The 13,494-nt window shown below is 62.1% G+C and carries 15 protein-coding genes; 4 read left to right on the plus strand and 11 right to left on the minus strand.

Translation table 11 applies throughout. The features are described 5' to 3' along the window. From NEZ08_RS19585 to NEZ08_RS19595, 3 genes are all read right to left on the minus strand, one after another. On the minus strand, nucleotides 1-722 hold a 722-nt coding region (locus tag NEZ08_RS19585; protein WP_298110533.1), incomplete at its 3' end, for a DUF2336 domain-containing protein. Between the two features lie 214 nt (nucleotides 723-936). Continuing rightward, a complete protein-coding gene (locus NEZ08_RS19590) occupies nucleotides 937-1,731 on the minus strand; it encodes a methyltransferase domain-containing protein (protein ID WP_298110535.1) in 795 nt (264 codons plus the stop codon). A 537-nt stretch (nucleotides 1,732-2,268) separates the two neighbouring features. Then, nucleotides 2,269-2,820 (minus strand): CAP domain-containing protein, encoded by a 552-nt coding sequence (locus tag NEZ08_RS19595; RefSeq protein WP_298110538.1) that lies wholly within the window; start codon nucleotides 2,818-2,820, stop codon nucleotides 2,269-2,271. Nucleotides 2,821-3,055: 235 nt separating this feature from the next. Between NEZ08_RS19595 and NEZ08_RS19600 the strand changes: the two genes are divergently transcribed. Together NEZ08_RS19600 and NEZ08_RS19605 are read left to right on the plus strand one after the other, a co-directional pair. Then, entirely contained in the window at nucleotides 3,056-3,217 is a 162-nt protein-coding gene (locus NEZ08_RS19600) for a hypothetical protein (protein ID WP_298110539.1), read from the plus strand. A 256-nt stretch (nucleotides 3,218-3,473) separates the two neighbouring features. Beyond that, the gene (locus NEZ08_RS19605; RefSeq protein ID WP_298110541.1) at nucleotides 3,474-3,911 is read left to right on the plus strand and encodes a cytochrome c; all 438 of its coding nucleotides are present in this window, start codon (nucleotides 3,474-3,476) and stop codon (nucleotides 3,909-3,911) included. Between the two features lie 76 nt (nucleotides 3,912-3,987). On the opposite strand, the gene NEZ08_RS19610 is transcribed toward NEZ08_RS19605, so the two are convergent. The 6 genes from NEZ08_RS19610 to NEZ08_RS19635 all read right to left on the minus strand — a co-directional run bounded on the left by NEZ08_RS19610 (nucleotide 3,988) and on the right by NEZ08_RS19635 (nucleotide 10,429). After that, the gene (locus NEZ08_RS19610) at nucleotides 3,988-7,149 is read right to left on the minus strand and encodes an efflux RND transporter permease subunit (protein WP_298110561.1); all 3,162 of its coding nucleotides are present in this window, start codon (nucleotides 7,147-7,149) and stop codon (nucleotides 3,988-3,990) included. Then, nucleotides 7,142-8,170, minus strand: coding sequence for an efflux RND transporter periplasmic adaptor subunit (locus tag NEZ08_RS19615; protein ID WP_298110563.1), 1,029 nt, complete (start codon nucleotides 8,168-8,170; stop codon nucleotides 7,142-7,144). Before NEZ08_RS19615 ends, NEZ08_RS19610 begins: the two co-directional genes overlap by 8 nt. 353 nt (nucleotides 8,171-8,523) lie before the next feature. After that, on the minus strand, nucleotides 8,524-8,700 hold the full coding sequence (locus NEZ08_RS19620) for a hypothetical protein (protein ID WP_298110543.1): 177 nt from the start codon (nucleotides 8,698-8,700) through the stop codon (nucleotides 8,524-8,526). A 90-nt stretch (nucleotides 8,701-8,790) separates the two neighbouring features. Beyond that, nucleotides 8,791-9,252, minus strand: coding sequence for a GNAT family N-acetyltransferase (locus NEZ08_RS19625; RefSeq protein ID WP_298110546.1), 462 nt, complete (start codon nucleotides 9,250-9,252; stop codon nucleotides 8,791-8,793). A 375-nt stretch (nucleotides 9,253-9,627) separates the two neighbouring features. Then, nucleotides 9,628-10,068, minus strand: a complete 441-nt coding sequence (locus NEZ08_RS19630; protein ID WP_298110548.1) for a hypothetical protein — start codon at nucleotides 10,066-10,068, stop codon at nucleotides 9,628-9,630. A gap of 169 nt (nucleotides 10,069-10,237) precedes the next feature. Continuing rightward, nucleotides 10,238-10,429 carry a hypothetical protein gene (locus tag NEZ08_RS19635; protein ID WP_298110550.1) on the minus strand — a complete coding sequence of 64 codons (192 nt, stop codon included), beginning with the start codon at nucleotides 10,427-10,429 and terminating at the stop codon, nucleotides 10,238-10,240. 122 nt (nucleotides 10,430-10,551) lie between these two features. On the opposite strand from NEZ08_RS19635, the gene NEZ08_RS19640 reads away from it, so the two are divergent. Then, complete coding sequence (locus NEZ08_RS19640) at nucleotides 10,552-11,364, plus strand: sialate O-acetylesterase (RefSeq protein ID WP_298110552.1); 813 nt, start codon at nucleotides 10,552-10,554, stop codon at nucleotides 11,362-11,364. A gap of 130 nt (nucleotides 11,365-11,494) precedes the next feature. Further along, nucleotides 11,495-11,824: a hypothetical protein gene (locus NEZ08_RS19645; RefSeq protein WP_298110554.1), complete on the plus strand. Its 330-nt coding sequence runs from the start codon at nucleotides 11,495-11,497 to the stop codon at nucleotides 11,822-11,824. Between the two features lie 693 nt (nucleotides 11,825-12,517). Here the strand turns inward: NEZ08_RS19645 and NEZ08_RS19650 are convergent. Together NEZ08_RS19650 and NEZ08_RS19655 are read right to left on the minus strand one after the other, a co-directional pair. Continuing rightward, the gene (locus NEZ08_RS19650; protein WP_298110556.1) at nucleotides 12,518-12,745 is read right to left on the minus strand and encodes a hypothetical protein; all 228 of its coding nucleotides are present in this window, start codon (nucleotides 12,743-12,745) and stop codon (nucleotides 12,518-12,520) included. A gap of 176 nt (nucleotides 12,746-12,921) precedes the next feature. Continuing rightward, nucleotides 12,922-13,233, minus strand: a complete 312-nt coding sequence (locus tag NEZ08_RS19655; protein ID WP_298110558.1) for a hypothetical protein — start codon at nucleotides 13,231-13,233, stop codon at nucleotides 12,922-12,924. Nucleotides 13,234-13,494 lie beyond the last annotated feature (261 nt).

The following is a 13,494-nucleotide window of genomic DNA, read 5'->3' on the forward strand; positions in this document are numbered from 1 at the left end:
CTTTCTTCGTTGAGCTTGCCGGCGGCATTCAGCTCACGCACCAAGTGAGCGGCCTGGGCAAACCCGTCGGAGCCGGCGCGCGCCTTCGTCTGGATGTCGTCGGTTGCCCGCGCCACCATGGCATTGATCAGTCCGGCGCGGCGAGGGTCCGCCTCGATGAGCTGCCGCTTCACCGCTTCCGACGCCTCGACGAACAGCTTGACCAGGTTCTGGCGCGGAATGTCCGGGCGCGACCAGACGCACAGCGCGAGATCGCCGTCATTGCGCGCCTTTCGCACCAGCGTCGATACGCCGAATCCGGAGAAGCGCGCGCCGCCATTGCGCTCGGTCGCCGAGACCACGGCGCGGTTGCCGCGGTCCACCAGCACATCCGTCACCCGCTCGGCGAGGACTTTGCGGCCGGAGATCGCCAGCAGGTGCTCCTGACTTTGCGTTCTGGCGTGGCCGACCAGAGCTTCTTCGTCGAGACGGTCGCTGTGGGTAAGGATGGGACCAGCCACCTCAATGGCGGAATCGCAGGCGAGCAGGCGCACGACCCCGAGGGGCGCGTCGGGCAGTCTGGCGATGCGGCTCCCGAACTGGGCGCGGGCCGAGCTTTCGATTGTTTCCAGGAGTCTCGCCATCACGCTGTCGAACAGCGCGATCTGATCTTCGGAGAATGTCCCCGACCCCAGGAGGAACAGGTCGGTGACCTTGCGCAGGATCTCGGCGCGGCGCGTCACGTCCTTGTCCCCGAGGGCGTCCTCTAGCTGATCGATCAATCCGGGCTGGGAGGGCGGCTGCAAGCTCATGGCCAAAGGTCCGAGAATTCTTCTCTCGGATCAGGCCATCATATTTTGTTTAACCGACGGATAACGGGTCGTGAATTCAAGCTCCGGGGCAATGCCGGCTGGCAGGCAGCCCTGTGCCGGGCGCTTCCGCCGGCAGCTATGCGGGTTAGTGCCAGGCGTAAAGCTTGAACTCCGGAAAGTCGGCCTCGCCCGGCTTTCGCAAGACCCAAAGATTATAGGCCGCAAGGTCTCTCAAGCCGACCGCGTTCATGGTGGTGTCATACAGATAGGAAAGCAGGTAAAACGGCACAAAGAATTCGAAGTAAGAGCTGCTGTTGTAGCCCGGCAGCTGGTAGATGACCCTGAATCCGGCAGCCTGCACCATCTTGCGGAACGCCGAATAGTTCGTCCGGTCATAATGCGTGACAAAACCGAGGTGTTCCGCGGTCTCGCCCATCGACGCAGCCAGTACTTTTTTTGACACTGATCTGGGGAGCAGCCTGTTGGCGACCGCAAAGGGCGCATACCGGCCTGGAAACTGAGCGATCAGATATCCTCCAGGCCGCAACACCTCGAACGCGTTTTTCAGAAAACTTTGATTGTTGCTGAAGTGCTCAATTCCTGAGCTGACCATGACGAGGTCGACGGTTCCGGGAGGAACGGGAATGTGTTCGACCGCATCGCATTCGATTTTCTCATCGAGAAGATTGTTGTCCTTCATTTCGACGCCGTCGATGTCGAGTCCAACGAGCTTGATGCTGTACCATTCCTTGTAATGCTCCGGGAAATGCCACCGCTTCCCTGCGCCCACATCGAGCACGACCTTGGTGTCGGGATGGGACAGCAGGATGGCTCCAATCTTGTGATACGCGGCAAAGACATTGGCCTCGTGAAAATGGTGTGGGGTGATCGCTCGTGAGAGCTTTCGGTTGAACCCCAGGAAAGATCGCAGCGCTCTCATTGAACCTCTTCACGCAGGTTGGTTGGTCCGGCAGCTGCGTGCGGCAGCCGGCCGGCGCGCGCGATAGCATGACGAACCCGGCCGCCCGACGAGGCGGCCTTCATTTCTAACGGAATGCCAGCATGCCAAAGCAGGTGATAAGGGTTGCGATGCTGAGGATGACCGCGACGAGCGCCCGCTCAGCTTTCCTGTCCAGGTCGTGTTCAGTCATGGCGGAGGCGTCTCGGGGGCGAACGATGAAGGCTTAAGTGGGAAAGCGAAAAATCGTTCCAAAGTGGGGATGGCCAAAAGCCCATGAGACGGTTGCCGCGCGTTCGTGATGGGGAACCATCATCGCGATCCGGATGGATGGGCAAACGGGAGAGCACGGGCGGGATGGCTGCGCGTTACCGCAGCGGCTACCCCGTTCCCGGCGGCGTGGAGCGCTCTCTCACGCAGAAGTGGGGCCTTGGCGACCGGAAACGTCTTCACCTGGAAATCGCTTCCACATCCCGAAATCTTTTCGTCCGCCGCACCAGCCTCGCCGCCGGCAGGCATTCAAAGGCAGAGATCGTTCAGCATGATGCGGCAAGGCTTTTCTTTGCCGCCTCCGCCTCTGGCGTGTTCGACCCGCTCTGGTTTGGGACCCGCAATCTCCATCGCCCAATAGATCTCGCCGCTCTTGCTTCTGGCGCTGGCGATGCCGACGCGGGTCGCCTCATGCATCAACAGGTTGCGGCGGTGTCCATACGATGCGATCCACTGGTCCAGAGCCTTCGCGAAAGTGGCGTCGCCGACGGCAAGGTTTTCGGCGGCTCTTTCGGCATCGAGGTTCGCCACCCGGTCGCTGAATGGCCTGAGGACGGCATGATCCATCGTATCTCGTGCGGCCATCGCTTTGGCCTGCTCCTGCGCGATTCGGTTGAGAGCCGGATCGATCGTCACCGTGCCTTCGCCGTGCTGATGGCGAAAGCCGGAAATCAGCTCGGCGGGAGATGCGGCCCTTGCGGCGGAGGGGCAGGCGAAGGCGACCACGATCGCGATGACAGCCGCAAGCCGCGGCGCAATTGAGCTTTGGCGTCCCTGGCCATGGGCGGATGTCGTGATCAAGAGCAATCCTCCGGATTTCCTGTTTCCAGGCGGGTTCTGGCATCGGAATAAGGCCAAAAAGCAAGCCTCCGATGCTCGGCCGCGTCTTCCGGGCAAGCGGTGCCAGGAGGGGCGAGCCGGAAAGGAGGAGGTACACGACTGGCGGGCGGTGCAATTGTTGCGAAAACTTCATTTTGCCTTCGCGTTCCGGTAGATACGATCATTGGCGAGGAACATGTGGAACCGGCGGCATCCGATGGCAGTGGAAATTCTCAGGGCGAATATCGAGCACTTGAAAGCGCGCCTTAGCGCCGAAACGGATCCGGCGAAACGCGGCCCCCTGGAGCGGCAGCTGGCCGCGCAGGAGAATGAGCTCGCAGCGCTCATCGAGACCCGCAGCCAACGACGAGAGGACTGACGCCGTCATCCTATTTTGCCGGTCGGGCGGCTCGATCTGACCGGCGCCCAGAGATCGGCTCGCGGGCCACGCGCAGGTTGCCGTTCACAAGCCCGTCCGAGCACTGATCTGCAAGACCCGACCCGCGAAAGGTCAGGGTGCCCCTGAGATGGCAATGCCGCTCGAAGGTTGGCGGCGTCTCCTGCCAATGCGCGACATGCCTTGATTCACATCAACGCGTGCATCTCGACTTCAGTCGAAAATTTCAAAATCGACGTTGGAGACGACGATGAAGAGCGCGAAACTGGCCATTGTGGTCCTGGTCGCTACGTCGTCGGCGAATGCAACGGCATCAGCTCAAACTGCAACGGCCGATCCTGGACAGAAGGAGTATGAGGCGCGATGCAGCATCTGCCACGGGCTGGATGCAAAAGGCAGCGGCGTTTTCAGTCAAGCGCTGAAGGTGGCACCGCCGGACCTGACGCTGCTGGCCAGGAACAACGGCGGAGTTTTTCCGGCCGAGCGTATCAGCGGCGTCATCGACGGGCGCATCGGGATCGTCAGTCACGGCCCGCGCGACATGCCGATTTGGGGTGCGCGGTACGCCGGCGACGCCGCCAAGCGATTTCCGGACATTCCGTATGCGCAGGAAACCTACATTCGCGCACGTGTTCTCCAGCTGGTCGAATATCTCAGCCGTATTCAACAGAAATAGCGCCAGGGTTGGCACGGGTCCCGTGTCAGAACGTCGTGCTGCGCATCCAGCCGGGGGCGCTCTGCGCTGATCTTCGTCACAATGCGATCCCCTCGCGCGCCTTGTACTTCGGCTGATCGCTGTCGAAGCGCGCATAGCGCAGCGCAAGCGTCGGAAGCACCAGAAGGTTCAGCGCCATCGAGGTCAGGAGCCCGCCGAGGATGACGATGGCCATCGGCCCTTCGATTTCACGGCCCGGCTCGCCGGCGCCGAGCGCGAGCGGCATCAGGCCGAGGCCGGTCACCAGCGAGGTCATCAGGATCGGAACAAGGCGGTCGGCCGCGCCCCGTATCGCCGTCTCCAGGCCCCAGGCGCGGCCTTCGAGGACGACCAGATGCTCGTAATGCGAGATCATCAGGATCGAGTTGCGCAGCGTGATTCCGAACAGCGTGACGAAGCCGACCATCGATCCGAGCGAAAGCAATCCGCCGGTCAATGCGACCGCGAACACCCCGCCGACAAAGGCAAACGGCAGGTTGATCAGAACCAGCACAAGGTTGCGCCAATGGCCGGTGACGAACAAAAGCAGCAGGACAATGCCGGTCGCCGCCAGCAATGAATTCACCAGAAGATCGCGCCGGGAGCGCGCCTGCGCCTCGGCCGTGCCGGCGAACTCGACATGGGTGCCGGGCGGCAGCTTGACGGCTGCGGCGATTTTCTTTCGGGCGGCGGCAACGAAGGATTCGAGGTCGCGCCCGCTGACGTTTGCGGTCACCGCCTGAACGCGCTGCGCGTCGCTGTGGAGCACCTGATAGCGGCCGGAGGTCTGGTAGACGTCGGCGATCTGCTTCAACAGAACATAAGTGCCGCCGGGCGTCCGTATCGGCAGGTCGCCAATCTGGGTGAGGCGGGCGCGGGCATGCTCGTCCAGTTTGACGATGACATTGAAGACCACATTGCCCTCGTAGGCCTGACCGACGACGTCTCCCTGATAGGCCGTGCGGATCAGATCCAGGACTTCCACCGCGTCCAGACCCCACCGCTGCAGATCGGTTGGGCGGAGCGTCACATTGACCTGCGGCATCCCCGGGGGAGCCTGCTGCTGGATGTCGATTGCGCCCGGAACCTCGCCAAGCTCGCGTGCAACGTCGCGGGCGGCATTCTCAAGCGAATCGAGATCTGGACCATAGATGTTCACGACCACCGCGGCGGTGAAGCCCGATACCGTCTCCTCTATGCGCTCGGTCAAATAGGTCTTGATCGAGAAGACAATGCCGGGGAAGCCGGCCAGCGTGGTCCGCATGCGCTTCTCCGCCAGCTCCTGACTCTCCCCGGAAAGGCCCGGCTGCAAGTCGACCTCGAACTCGCTGGAGTGCGGGCCGACCGTATCCACGCCCGCCTCGGCGCGGCCTGCGTGTTGGGCCACGCTGCGCACGCCCGGGATGGTCCGGACCGAGTCGGAAATCAGCTTTCCCAGGCGCAGCGATTCATCCAGCGACGTGCCCGGAATCGCAGAGACGTGCAGGATCAGATGGCCTTCTCTCAAATCGGGCAGGAAGGTCCCGCCGAAGAACGGCAACGTTGCCGCTCCGGCCAGGGTCAAAAGGACCGCCGTCGCGATGATCAAGCGCGGAAAGCGGCCGAACCGCCGGAGCAACGCTTCATAGTGACGGCGTGACCAGCGCACCAGAGGCGGTTCGTGCTCTTCGTTGCGAGCCCGCCCGCCGACAAGCAGAAGCATCGACAGCGCCGGCGTCACCGTCAGCGCGACGACGAGCGAGGCCAGCACCGCAACGATATAGGCGATGCCAAGCGGCGCGAAGAGGCGACCGGCAACTCCCGAGAGGGCGAAAATGGGGAAGAAGACCAGAAGACCCGCAAAGGTCGCGTAAACCACCGCGGCGCGCACCTCGAGCATTGCGTCGAGCACAACACCGGCCTCGGCCCGCGGCTCCGACGATCGGCGATTCTCCCGAAGGCGGCGCACCACGTTCTCGACGCCGATCACGGCATCATCGACCACCTCTCCGATCGCGATGGCGAGGCCGCCGAGTGTCATCGTGTTGAGACTCTCGCCCATCCATTGCAGGGCCAGCACCGCGGCGAGCAGCGACAGCGGTATGGCCGTGCAACTGATGACGGAGGTTCGCCAATCGAACAGAAACAGGAAAAGGACGATGATGACCAGTGCGCCGCCGATCAGCAGCGCGTAAAGCACGCTTTCGGTCGCCGTGTCGATGAAGTTCGCGGGGCGAAACAGGTCGGCGTGCAGCCGGACGTTTCCCGCTTGCAGCGCCGGCTGCAATTCATGAAGCGCGAATTCGACACGCCTCGTCACATCCCGCGTGTTCGCTCCATATTGCTGGCTGATCATGAGCAGGATCCCGGGCTGCCCATTGATCAGCGCAGCTCCGATCGGCGGCTCGGGTGCGGTAACGACGGCCGCGACGTCCCCGAGCACGACGCTCGAGCCGCCTTCATGCCGCAGCACCGTGCGGGCAAGCTGCTCGGGCGTCAACGACTGGCCGTTCGTCTGCAGAGTGATGCGCTGATTGGCGGTATCGACGAATCCGGCGCCGCGCACGCCGGTGGCTTTCCGCGCCGCGGCCAGAACGTCGTTCATGCCGATGCCGAAACGCAACAGGTCATCGGGACGGACCTGCACCTGCAGCGACCTGACATCCCTGCCGAACGTCGATATTTGCGCCACGCCCGGCACGGCGAGGAGCCGTCGTCCCACCGTCCAGTCCGCAACCGTGCGCAAATCCATCAGCGAGCGCTGATCGGAGGTCAGCCCAATGACCAGAACCGTACCGGCCGTCGGCGTCAGTGGCGTCATCGACGGGGCCTGCACGCCCTGCGGCAGGCTGTTGGCCACCACCGCAAGGCGCTCGGTGACCGATTGGCGCGCCCGGTAGATGTCGCTGCGCGGCCGGAAGACGACCGTCACGACCGACAAGCCCTGAATGGAGGACGAGCGCATGGTTTCGACGCCCGCCAGACCGTTGATCGAAGTCTCGATCGGCTGCGTGACGAGAAGCTCGACCTGCTCCGGACTGAGGCCCGGCGCTTCGGTCTGGATCGAGACCTGAGGCGAAGCAAATTCCGGGAAGACGCCGTACTCCGCATTCCCCAGCGAGAACAAGCCATAGCCGATGACTGCGCTTGCCAGCGCCAGCACGATCCCGCGAAAGCGGATTGCGAACGACACCAGAGCGGCCTGCGGGCCCGTCCTGGCCGGGCGGACGCCCTCAATCATTATCGTCATTATCGCCGCCGCCCCGAAGCTCGCTCTTGGCCTCCTCTGACAGGAGGACCTGTGCGCCCTGGGTCACGACTTCGGATCCCGGCGGGATGTCCTGCACGACGTAATCGTCGTCGGAGACGGGCTGATCGGTGCTGATCGGATGTCGCCTGAAAGTGTCGGGCCCGGCGCGGAGATACACCCAGGATCGGCCCTGCCATTGGACGATGGCGGTATCCTCGATGAAGACGCCCTGATAGGTCTTGCCGGTGGGAACATAGACCGTTGTGTTCATTCCAGGCAGCAAGCCGCTCTCGCCCGAAGCCGAAAAGAAATAGCTCAGTCCCTGGATCCGCGGGTCGGTCCGGGTGGCCGGTGAAACGTAGTTCAGATCGATATTGGCGCTGCCGCTCGGCGCCTGCGCGAGTGCGGTCCGCGGCGGCTCGGCCAGGGTCACGCCCGGCGAGAGCGTCACCTGGACGAGAAACCGGTCGCGTTCGATCAGCCGCACGACCTGCGGCGAGCGCTCGACGATACCCTTTCCGATCACTCCGCCCCATTCCTGCTGCGCGGTCGCCGCAAGGGTTTTCAACTGCGATTCGGCGGCAGCGAGCGAGGCCTGGTCAATTCGGAAGGTTCCTTCGGCGGCCTCGGCTTCCTTCTTCGCCATGCCCGCAGATTCGACGAGATTCTGCGCCCGGTTGAATGCGCTCTTCGCGACATCGAACTTGGCCTGGGCCATCTGCAGCGAAGCCTGGGCGTTGGCGTAGCTGTTGGCAAGCGCGGTAATGCGGGCGACGTCCAGCACCTCGCCATAGGCTCTGAACTGCTCAGGATGAGGCGCAGCCTTCAGGACCGCAGTTTGCAGTCCGATCTGGCGCTGCTGGTCGGGGGAAAGTCTGACGGTGCCGGGCTCGGTACTCCCGCTGGAAGATGGCTTCTGAACATTCGGGCCGGCATCGCCCGCCTGCGAGGAGGCGCCCCGGATGAGCGCGCCCGCCGCCAGGATGCAGGCAGCCGCGGCGAACGTCCGCACCAATCGGCCATATCCATTGGGCAAGAGGACACCTGCACATTGATGATGTTAGCGCGGTTACATTTACCGTCGGGAAACCGGAGCCTTCAAGGGGCGGCGAGGCCACGGCATGGGAAACCGGGCGGATAACCGGAAGATTTTGAACGAGTCCATGGTTACAGACAGGCGAGGGAGCAACCGAACGGGGCGCCCGGCGGCGGATCGGATCGTCGAAGGCGAGGGACCGGCCTTATTGGCTTTCCAGGTTTTCCCAATCACGTTCCGGCGTCGACCGTGGCCCGCAACCGGTGGCCTCGACTTCGCTCAGCGCGAGGACACGCGCGCCGGATATGCCATGACGCTGCCGCGAGGTACTAGGAGCGGAACAGCGCGAAATAGATGACGTAGAGCCAGCCTAAAATCCCGTGGATGATTGCCCAAAGTATCGAATGGTTCGTGGTGTAGGATATGGTGATGGCGAGAGCGCTGCCGAAGCCGACGCCGTATTTCGCGCCTTCGACCCGAACTCCATAAAAGCGATTTCCGTTCATCCTGTCTGCCCTCCGGGAACTCCGATTCCGAAATTCGCATGATATCGCGGCGGCCTCCGATGCGAACTTCGGAAGCAAATCTCGCGGCCATCAGAGATCGTGGGCCATGAGAGTCGTGTCCAGGCCCTTCCAGTTTGTGCGATCGAGCACGGACCAGCCGAGCCTCGCATAAAATCCGACAGCATCTCTGGTGTACAGGTACAGCCGCGACAGCCCCCGCTGGCGAGTCTGATCCTCGATGGCATGAACCAGTACGGCGCCTGCGCCCTTTCGGCGATGCTCGGGGACCACGAACAAGCCTGCAAGCCATGGCGACACATCATGGTTAGGCTCGATCTCCGACTCGACCAGGAGACATGTTCCAATCGGCTCGCCATCGGACTTCGCCACCAGCGCCACGCCGAGGTCATGGTTCGACGCAAACAGTTCCAGCGACCTCAATTCCTGCTCGAACGAGGCCTTGAGCACTGAAAAGGCATTCGCGCGCCAACGCGCGCAGATCGCCAGCTCGGGTGTGTGCGGCTCCACGATGAACGTCTGGATGTCAGCCATCGATTCCTCCGCGGTGGGTCGGTCTTCCTTCTCCGCGCCACGCACCAAGAACCTCGGCACCGCGTCGCAGCGAGGGCCGCTGCCACGGGCGCGAGCGGATTATATTAAACTTTCACGCTTGATTGAATGAACTTCGGCCTGCCGGATTCGATCATGCTTGGGTTATACTTGCAAATGTAGTTCTCCCGACAGAGAACGAGAACGAGGCAGGGCAATGAGAGTCCCACCATCCTCAAGCGGTGAAGTGTATCTCGCACTCGCCGTTGTCAGCACGGTCCTGATGATCGAGATGGCCGCCTTCGCCATCCTGGCCGGTTAGGACCCGGGCCGGACAGCCGTCGATCTCGCGGCTGCCGTCGCGGTGGCCGCAAGGGCTCATCGCATTCCCATGTGCTCGGCGTAAACATGCCGTTCGGTCCCGACGACGTCGATTTCTGCTCCACAGAAGCACGTCGACCGGCCGGAAGCCGTCTGCGTCGGCATCCGGCAACCACAGTCGAACATCCGGTATTTCCAGGCCGTCCACGTGCGCTCGCGCCGATGTTGGAGCAGATCGTCGTCCGTCACCAGTGGTTCGATCCTTGCCCATGCGGCAGCGAAGGCGGCGCGCGCCTCGAGCAGGTCCTGCGCGGTGCCGTTCTCCCGGATGCCGCGGTGCGACACCGGATAGAACGCGACGTTCCAGCCCCACTGGTCGACGGTTTTGGGGACGCCGGCGCGCTGACCGATAGAGCCGATATGGACGTCGCCGTCATAGTAGACGCGCCAGCTCTCGCGGTGCGGATCGTCGCTGCGTCGGCGGGTCAGGGCGGGCATGCCCCATTGATTCCGCTGATTTGCGGACGAGGAAAGCCGCTAGGGCTTGCGGGTGTGGATGAGGGGGCCGCTAGGAGCGGCGATCTGAAGTCCCCGCGCCGCAAGCGGCGAATTCGATCAGGACCTCAGACCGACGGTCCAGGTCCGAAGTGCGGCGTCCGGCATGCCGTCATCCCGAGATCAACTCCCGGAGGCGGTCTATTTCGGCGCCGGCCTTTTCCAGTTGATCGGCGGCCTGCTCCAGGAGACCGGTTTCGGCATCGGCGGCCCGAGAACCCGTCACGCCGGTATCGTGCCTGATTTGTTGTGCCCGTCCGCGAAGTCTTTCGGCGACACTGCGCATCTCTTGAACGTCGACCATTTTTTGCTCCCGCTTGCCGTTGCATCCCAACCGATTGACCTGGTGTCGTATGAAGGTGATGGTATTTCGACAGCGCCTGTTATTTGCGACGAGTATTTCTCGACGCTTTGGGCCGGGGGGCCGTGATAGTTTTTAATCGTTTTCTGCTGGTCGCAATGATCGGCGGCTTTTTTGGTGTCAGTCTGATTGTTCTTTACCGGCCCGCGATGCAAATCGCGGCAACGCCGTCGCCAGACCGCTTGGAGCGGCCATGCCTGCCAGTCGGTCACGCCACTGCGGTCCTCGTCGTCTTGGGACAGAGCAATGCGGGCAACTATGGCATGGGCCACTACGCGGCGAGCGAAGCAGTAGATAATTTCGATCCCGAAACCGGCAAATGCTTCGCAGCAATTGATCCCCTGCTTGGCGCTGACGGTAAAGGTTCTTCGTTTTTGCCGCGACTTGGCGACCTTCTTGTCCAATCCGGCCGGTTCAAACGGGTAATCGTCGTTTCAATCGCAGTCGGGGGCGCCTCGATTTCCGACATTGCCTCGGTCCATCTCCAGAGGGTCGACGACTTGATCGCAAGATTGCGCAAGGCAAATCTAACGCCCACGCACATTCTATTTGAACAGGGCGAAACGGATGCCTCGCTGCATACGACGGAAACCGAATATCTGGCCAGTCTTGTTGCGCTTGTGAAAAAATTTCGCTCCGCGGGCTACCAAGCCCCGGTGTTCGTAGCCTCCTCCACGAAATGCGACGAGGTTCATCCGAAAAACAGGAATGTCATCCGCCGCGCTCAGGCAGCTGCTGTTAATGCCGATCTAGATATCAGGCGCGGACCGGATATCGATATGATTGGCAACGAGGGGCGCGCTTATGGCCACTGTCACATGAACCAAATCGGAGAGCTCGCCCAGGCGGCGTTGTGGGCGGCATTTATCCGTAGATGATGTGCAATGGATCGACCTTCGCGATCCAGCCGCCGATAGCGATGCAGAAACCGGGGGTGAGATATTCCACCTCGTCGATATTGATTGGTGATGTAGACCGTGACTTCGTCGCCTGCAGGCGCATTTATCCGTGGTCGCAGCTCATCAGGAATGGTTAGCCGCCAACCGGCGGTTCGGCTTGCCGCCGATGGACGCGTCCGGCGTCCTGATCCCTGTGTTCGGGTTCGAAGCTTTTTGTGATGAGGCGATTGCACTTCGGGCAGTAGCGATCCCTCACGTCGGTGAGCTCAAAGCTGACCACGCCGCACGGCAGGAACAGGATCGAGATGCTGTTGTCGTCGACAATGAAGCTCGACGACTGACGGGGTTTGCAAACCCCGGGGCCCATGGGCGGATTGCTCATAACAGCACCAGCATGGATATCACCGCCACCGACAGCAGCAGCCCGCTCCATACATGACGGAATAGCAGCGCCCGAGAATATCCATGGCGAATCACCCCCGTTGCTGCATGCCGAGAGAGCACAACGGAGAAGTTCCATCGATAACGTGTGTAAATCCGGTGCTCTCGTTACCTGCCGATCCAGGAGAACTTTGCTTGCGCCCGGTCTACGTCCCGCCACCCTGGGGTCAAGAGATTGCCCGCGGACTTCACCCTGAAGGTTGAGAGACAGCTGGAGTCGCTTCGTCGCGCGAAAGAGCGTGCGAATTAGTCTGCGAACGCAAAGTGAAGCCGCGACTGCTCTCGATTGCGCCAAAAGCCGCGCGCTCTCGGCAACGAACGCACGGGATTGCGCCACGCACTTCAGCAGTTCGTCAGCTGTCCGCGTGTTTCGGTAATCCCGCCCTTGGGCTGGCGGGGACGGTGGTGGTTGATCTGGTGGGCAGGCAGAAGTCGAACATGCGGCAGAGATAGGCATCCGGGCGGTCTTTTCCATTCTCACGGTGCAGCAGAAGAAATGATTCCGGCATAGGACCTTTTGCGGGGGGGTATTTATGAGACATGGACGATTTGTTGAAGCGAGCCGACCAGGTCATCCGCGAGAGCCGATTGATCCGGGATCAGGCCCATAAGGATCGCGAGGATGCGCGTATGGCGCTGGAGCGGGCCCGCGCAACGCTACGGCTCGCTCGCATGGAAGGTGAGCGAGCCGTCAACCTTTGCCGCGAGAAGACAAGTCAGGTAGTCCTGTCTGCACCGGATGATCGATGATCGGCTCGGCGTCGTAGCTCAACGGGATCGGGTCGTGGCGCGGCCTGCTGAGAAAGGTGTCAGGGCGGCACTGCTCAAGCACCTTGATGCACTTCGCTATCACTTCGCGGGCGCGAACGATCCCGCGTTGAAGGTTTGGATCGTCGTAATGGCGATTATGTCGCGTCATGAGGCGCGCTCCCTTGCCGTTATGCAGGCGGGAGCGCGATAATCTCTCAGCCACCGACGCCTACGGGCAGAGCCTCGGCCGGTGATGCCTTACCTAACCATTTCGCGAGCGAAGAGGTCCAGAGAAAAAGATGGCACTCATCGAGCTGGACTGCTGGGAGCCGGGTCCAACGCGCGTCAGCGCCGGTTCGCTTCGATGAATTCCAGCACCGACTCCGGCACCTCGCCGAATTCGACATACCGTCGTCTCAGCTCGTCAGCGACGTCGACGGTCACATCGCGGGACCAGCCTTCGGCGGTGTTGAAGGCGACGATGCGGACTGGATGATTGTACTCCCCGTTGACGAGATCGCGGATCAGCGTCTCGCGGTCGGCACTGTGGATGTTGGTCTCGCGCCAGGAACATCCGAGCCTGCCGCCGAAGTCGTCGATCACGAGGTAGGTGTCTTGCTCCAGCCAATAGGGCGCGATGGATGGCGAGGTACGCATGACGAACTCCCCCGAAACCAGGCAGGGGTGATGTTACTAGCTTTTTCGGGGATGGCCAGAAAAACGGTCGCGCGAATGCTGCGAGGCGCTAGCGCGACCGTCTCTGGGCCTTCCAGGGGCAGGGGGGTTAGGCCCGTCCGCTAACCCGAAGCTATGTTGATGGTTCCTATTTCGGAACCTGAGGCCGCCTTTGGGTTTGCCCGACCGTGCCCATCCTCGCTGGCGGAAAGTCCGGGCGAATATCCGAGCCAAGCCTGCCGC

This window comes from Bradyrhizobium sp. (assembly GCF_027451485.1).
GTDB lineage: Bacteria > Pseudomonadota > Alphaproteobacteria > Rhizobiales > Xanthobacteraceae > Bradyrhizobium.

Excerpts from the sequence above, each read along its gene's own strand:
- NEZ08_RS19620 (WP_298110543.1), bottom strand. The coding sequence starts at position 8,700 with ATGAACGGAAATCGCTTTTATGGAGTTCGGGTCGAAGGCGCGAAATAC.
- NEZ08_RS19655 (WP_298110558.1), bottom strand. The coding sequence starts at position 13,233 with ATGCGTACCTCGCCATCCATCGCGCCCTATTGGCTGGAGCAAGACACC.
- NEZ08_RS19590 (WP_298110535.1), bottom strand. The coding sequence starts at position 1,731 with ATGAGAGCGCTGCGATCTTTCCTGGGGTTCAACCGAAAGCTCTCACGA.
- NEZ08_RS19635 (WP_298110550.1), bottom strand. The coding sequence starts at position 10,429 with ATGGTCGACGTTCAAGAGATGCGCAGTGTCGCCGAAAGACTTCGCGGA.
- NEZ08_RS19650 (WP_298110556.1), bottom strand. The coding sequence starts at position 12,745 with ATGACGCGACATAATCGCCATTACGACGATCCAAACCTTCAACGCGGG.
- NEZ08_RS19630 (WP_298110548.1), bottom strand. The coding sequence starts at position 10,068 with ATGCCCGCCCTGACCCGCCGACGCAGCGACGATCCGCACCGCGAGAGC.
- NEZ08_RS19625 (WP_298110546.1), bottom strand. The coding sequence starts at position 9,252 with ATGGCTGACATCCAGACGTTCATCGTGGAGCCGCACACACCCGAGCTG.
- NEZ08_RS19610 (WP_298110561.1), bottom strand. The coding sequence starts at position 7,149 with ATGATTGAGGGCGTCCGCCCGGCCAGGACGGGCCCGCAGGCCGCTCTG.
- NEZ08_RS19600 (WP_298110539.1), top strand. The coding sequence starts at position 3,056 with ATGGCAGTGGAAATTCTCAGGGCGAATATCGAGCACTTGAAAGCGCGC.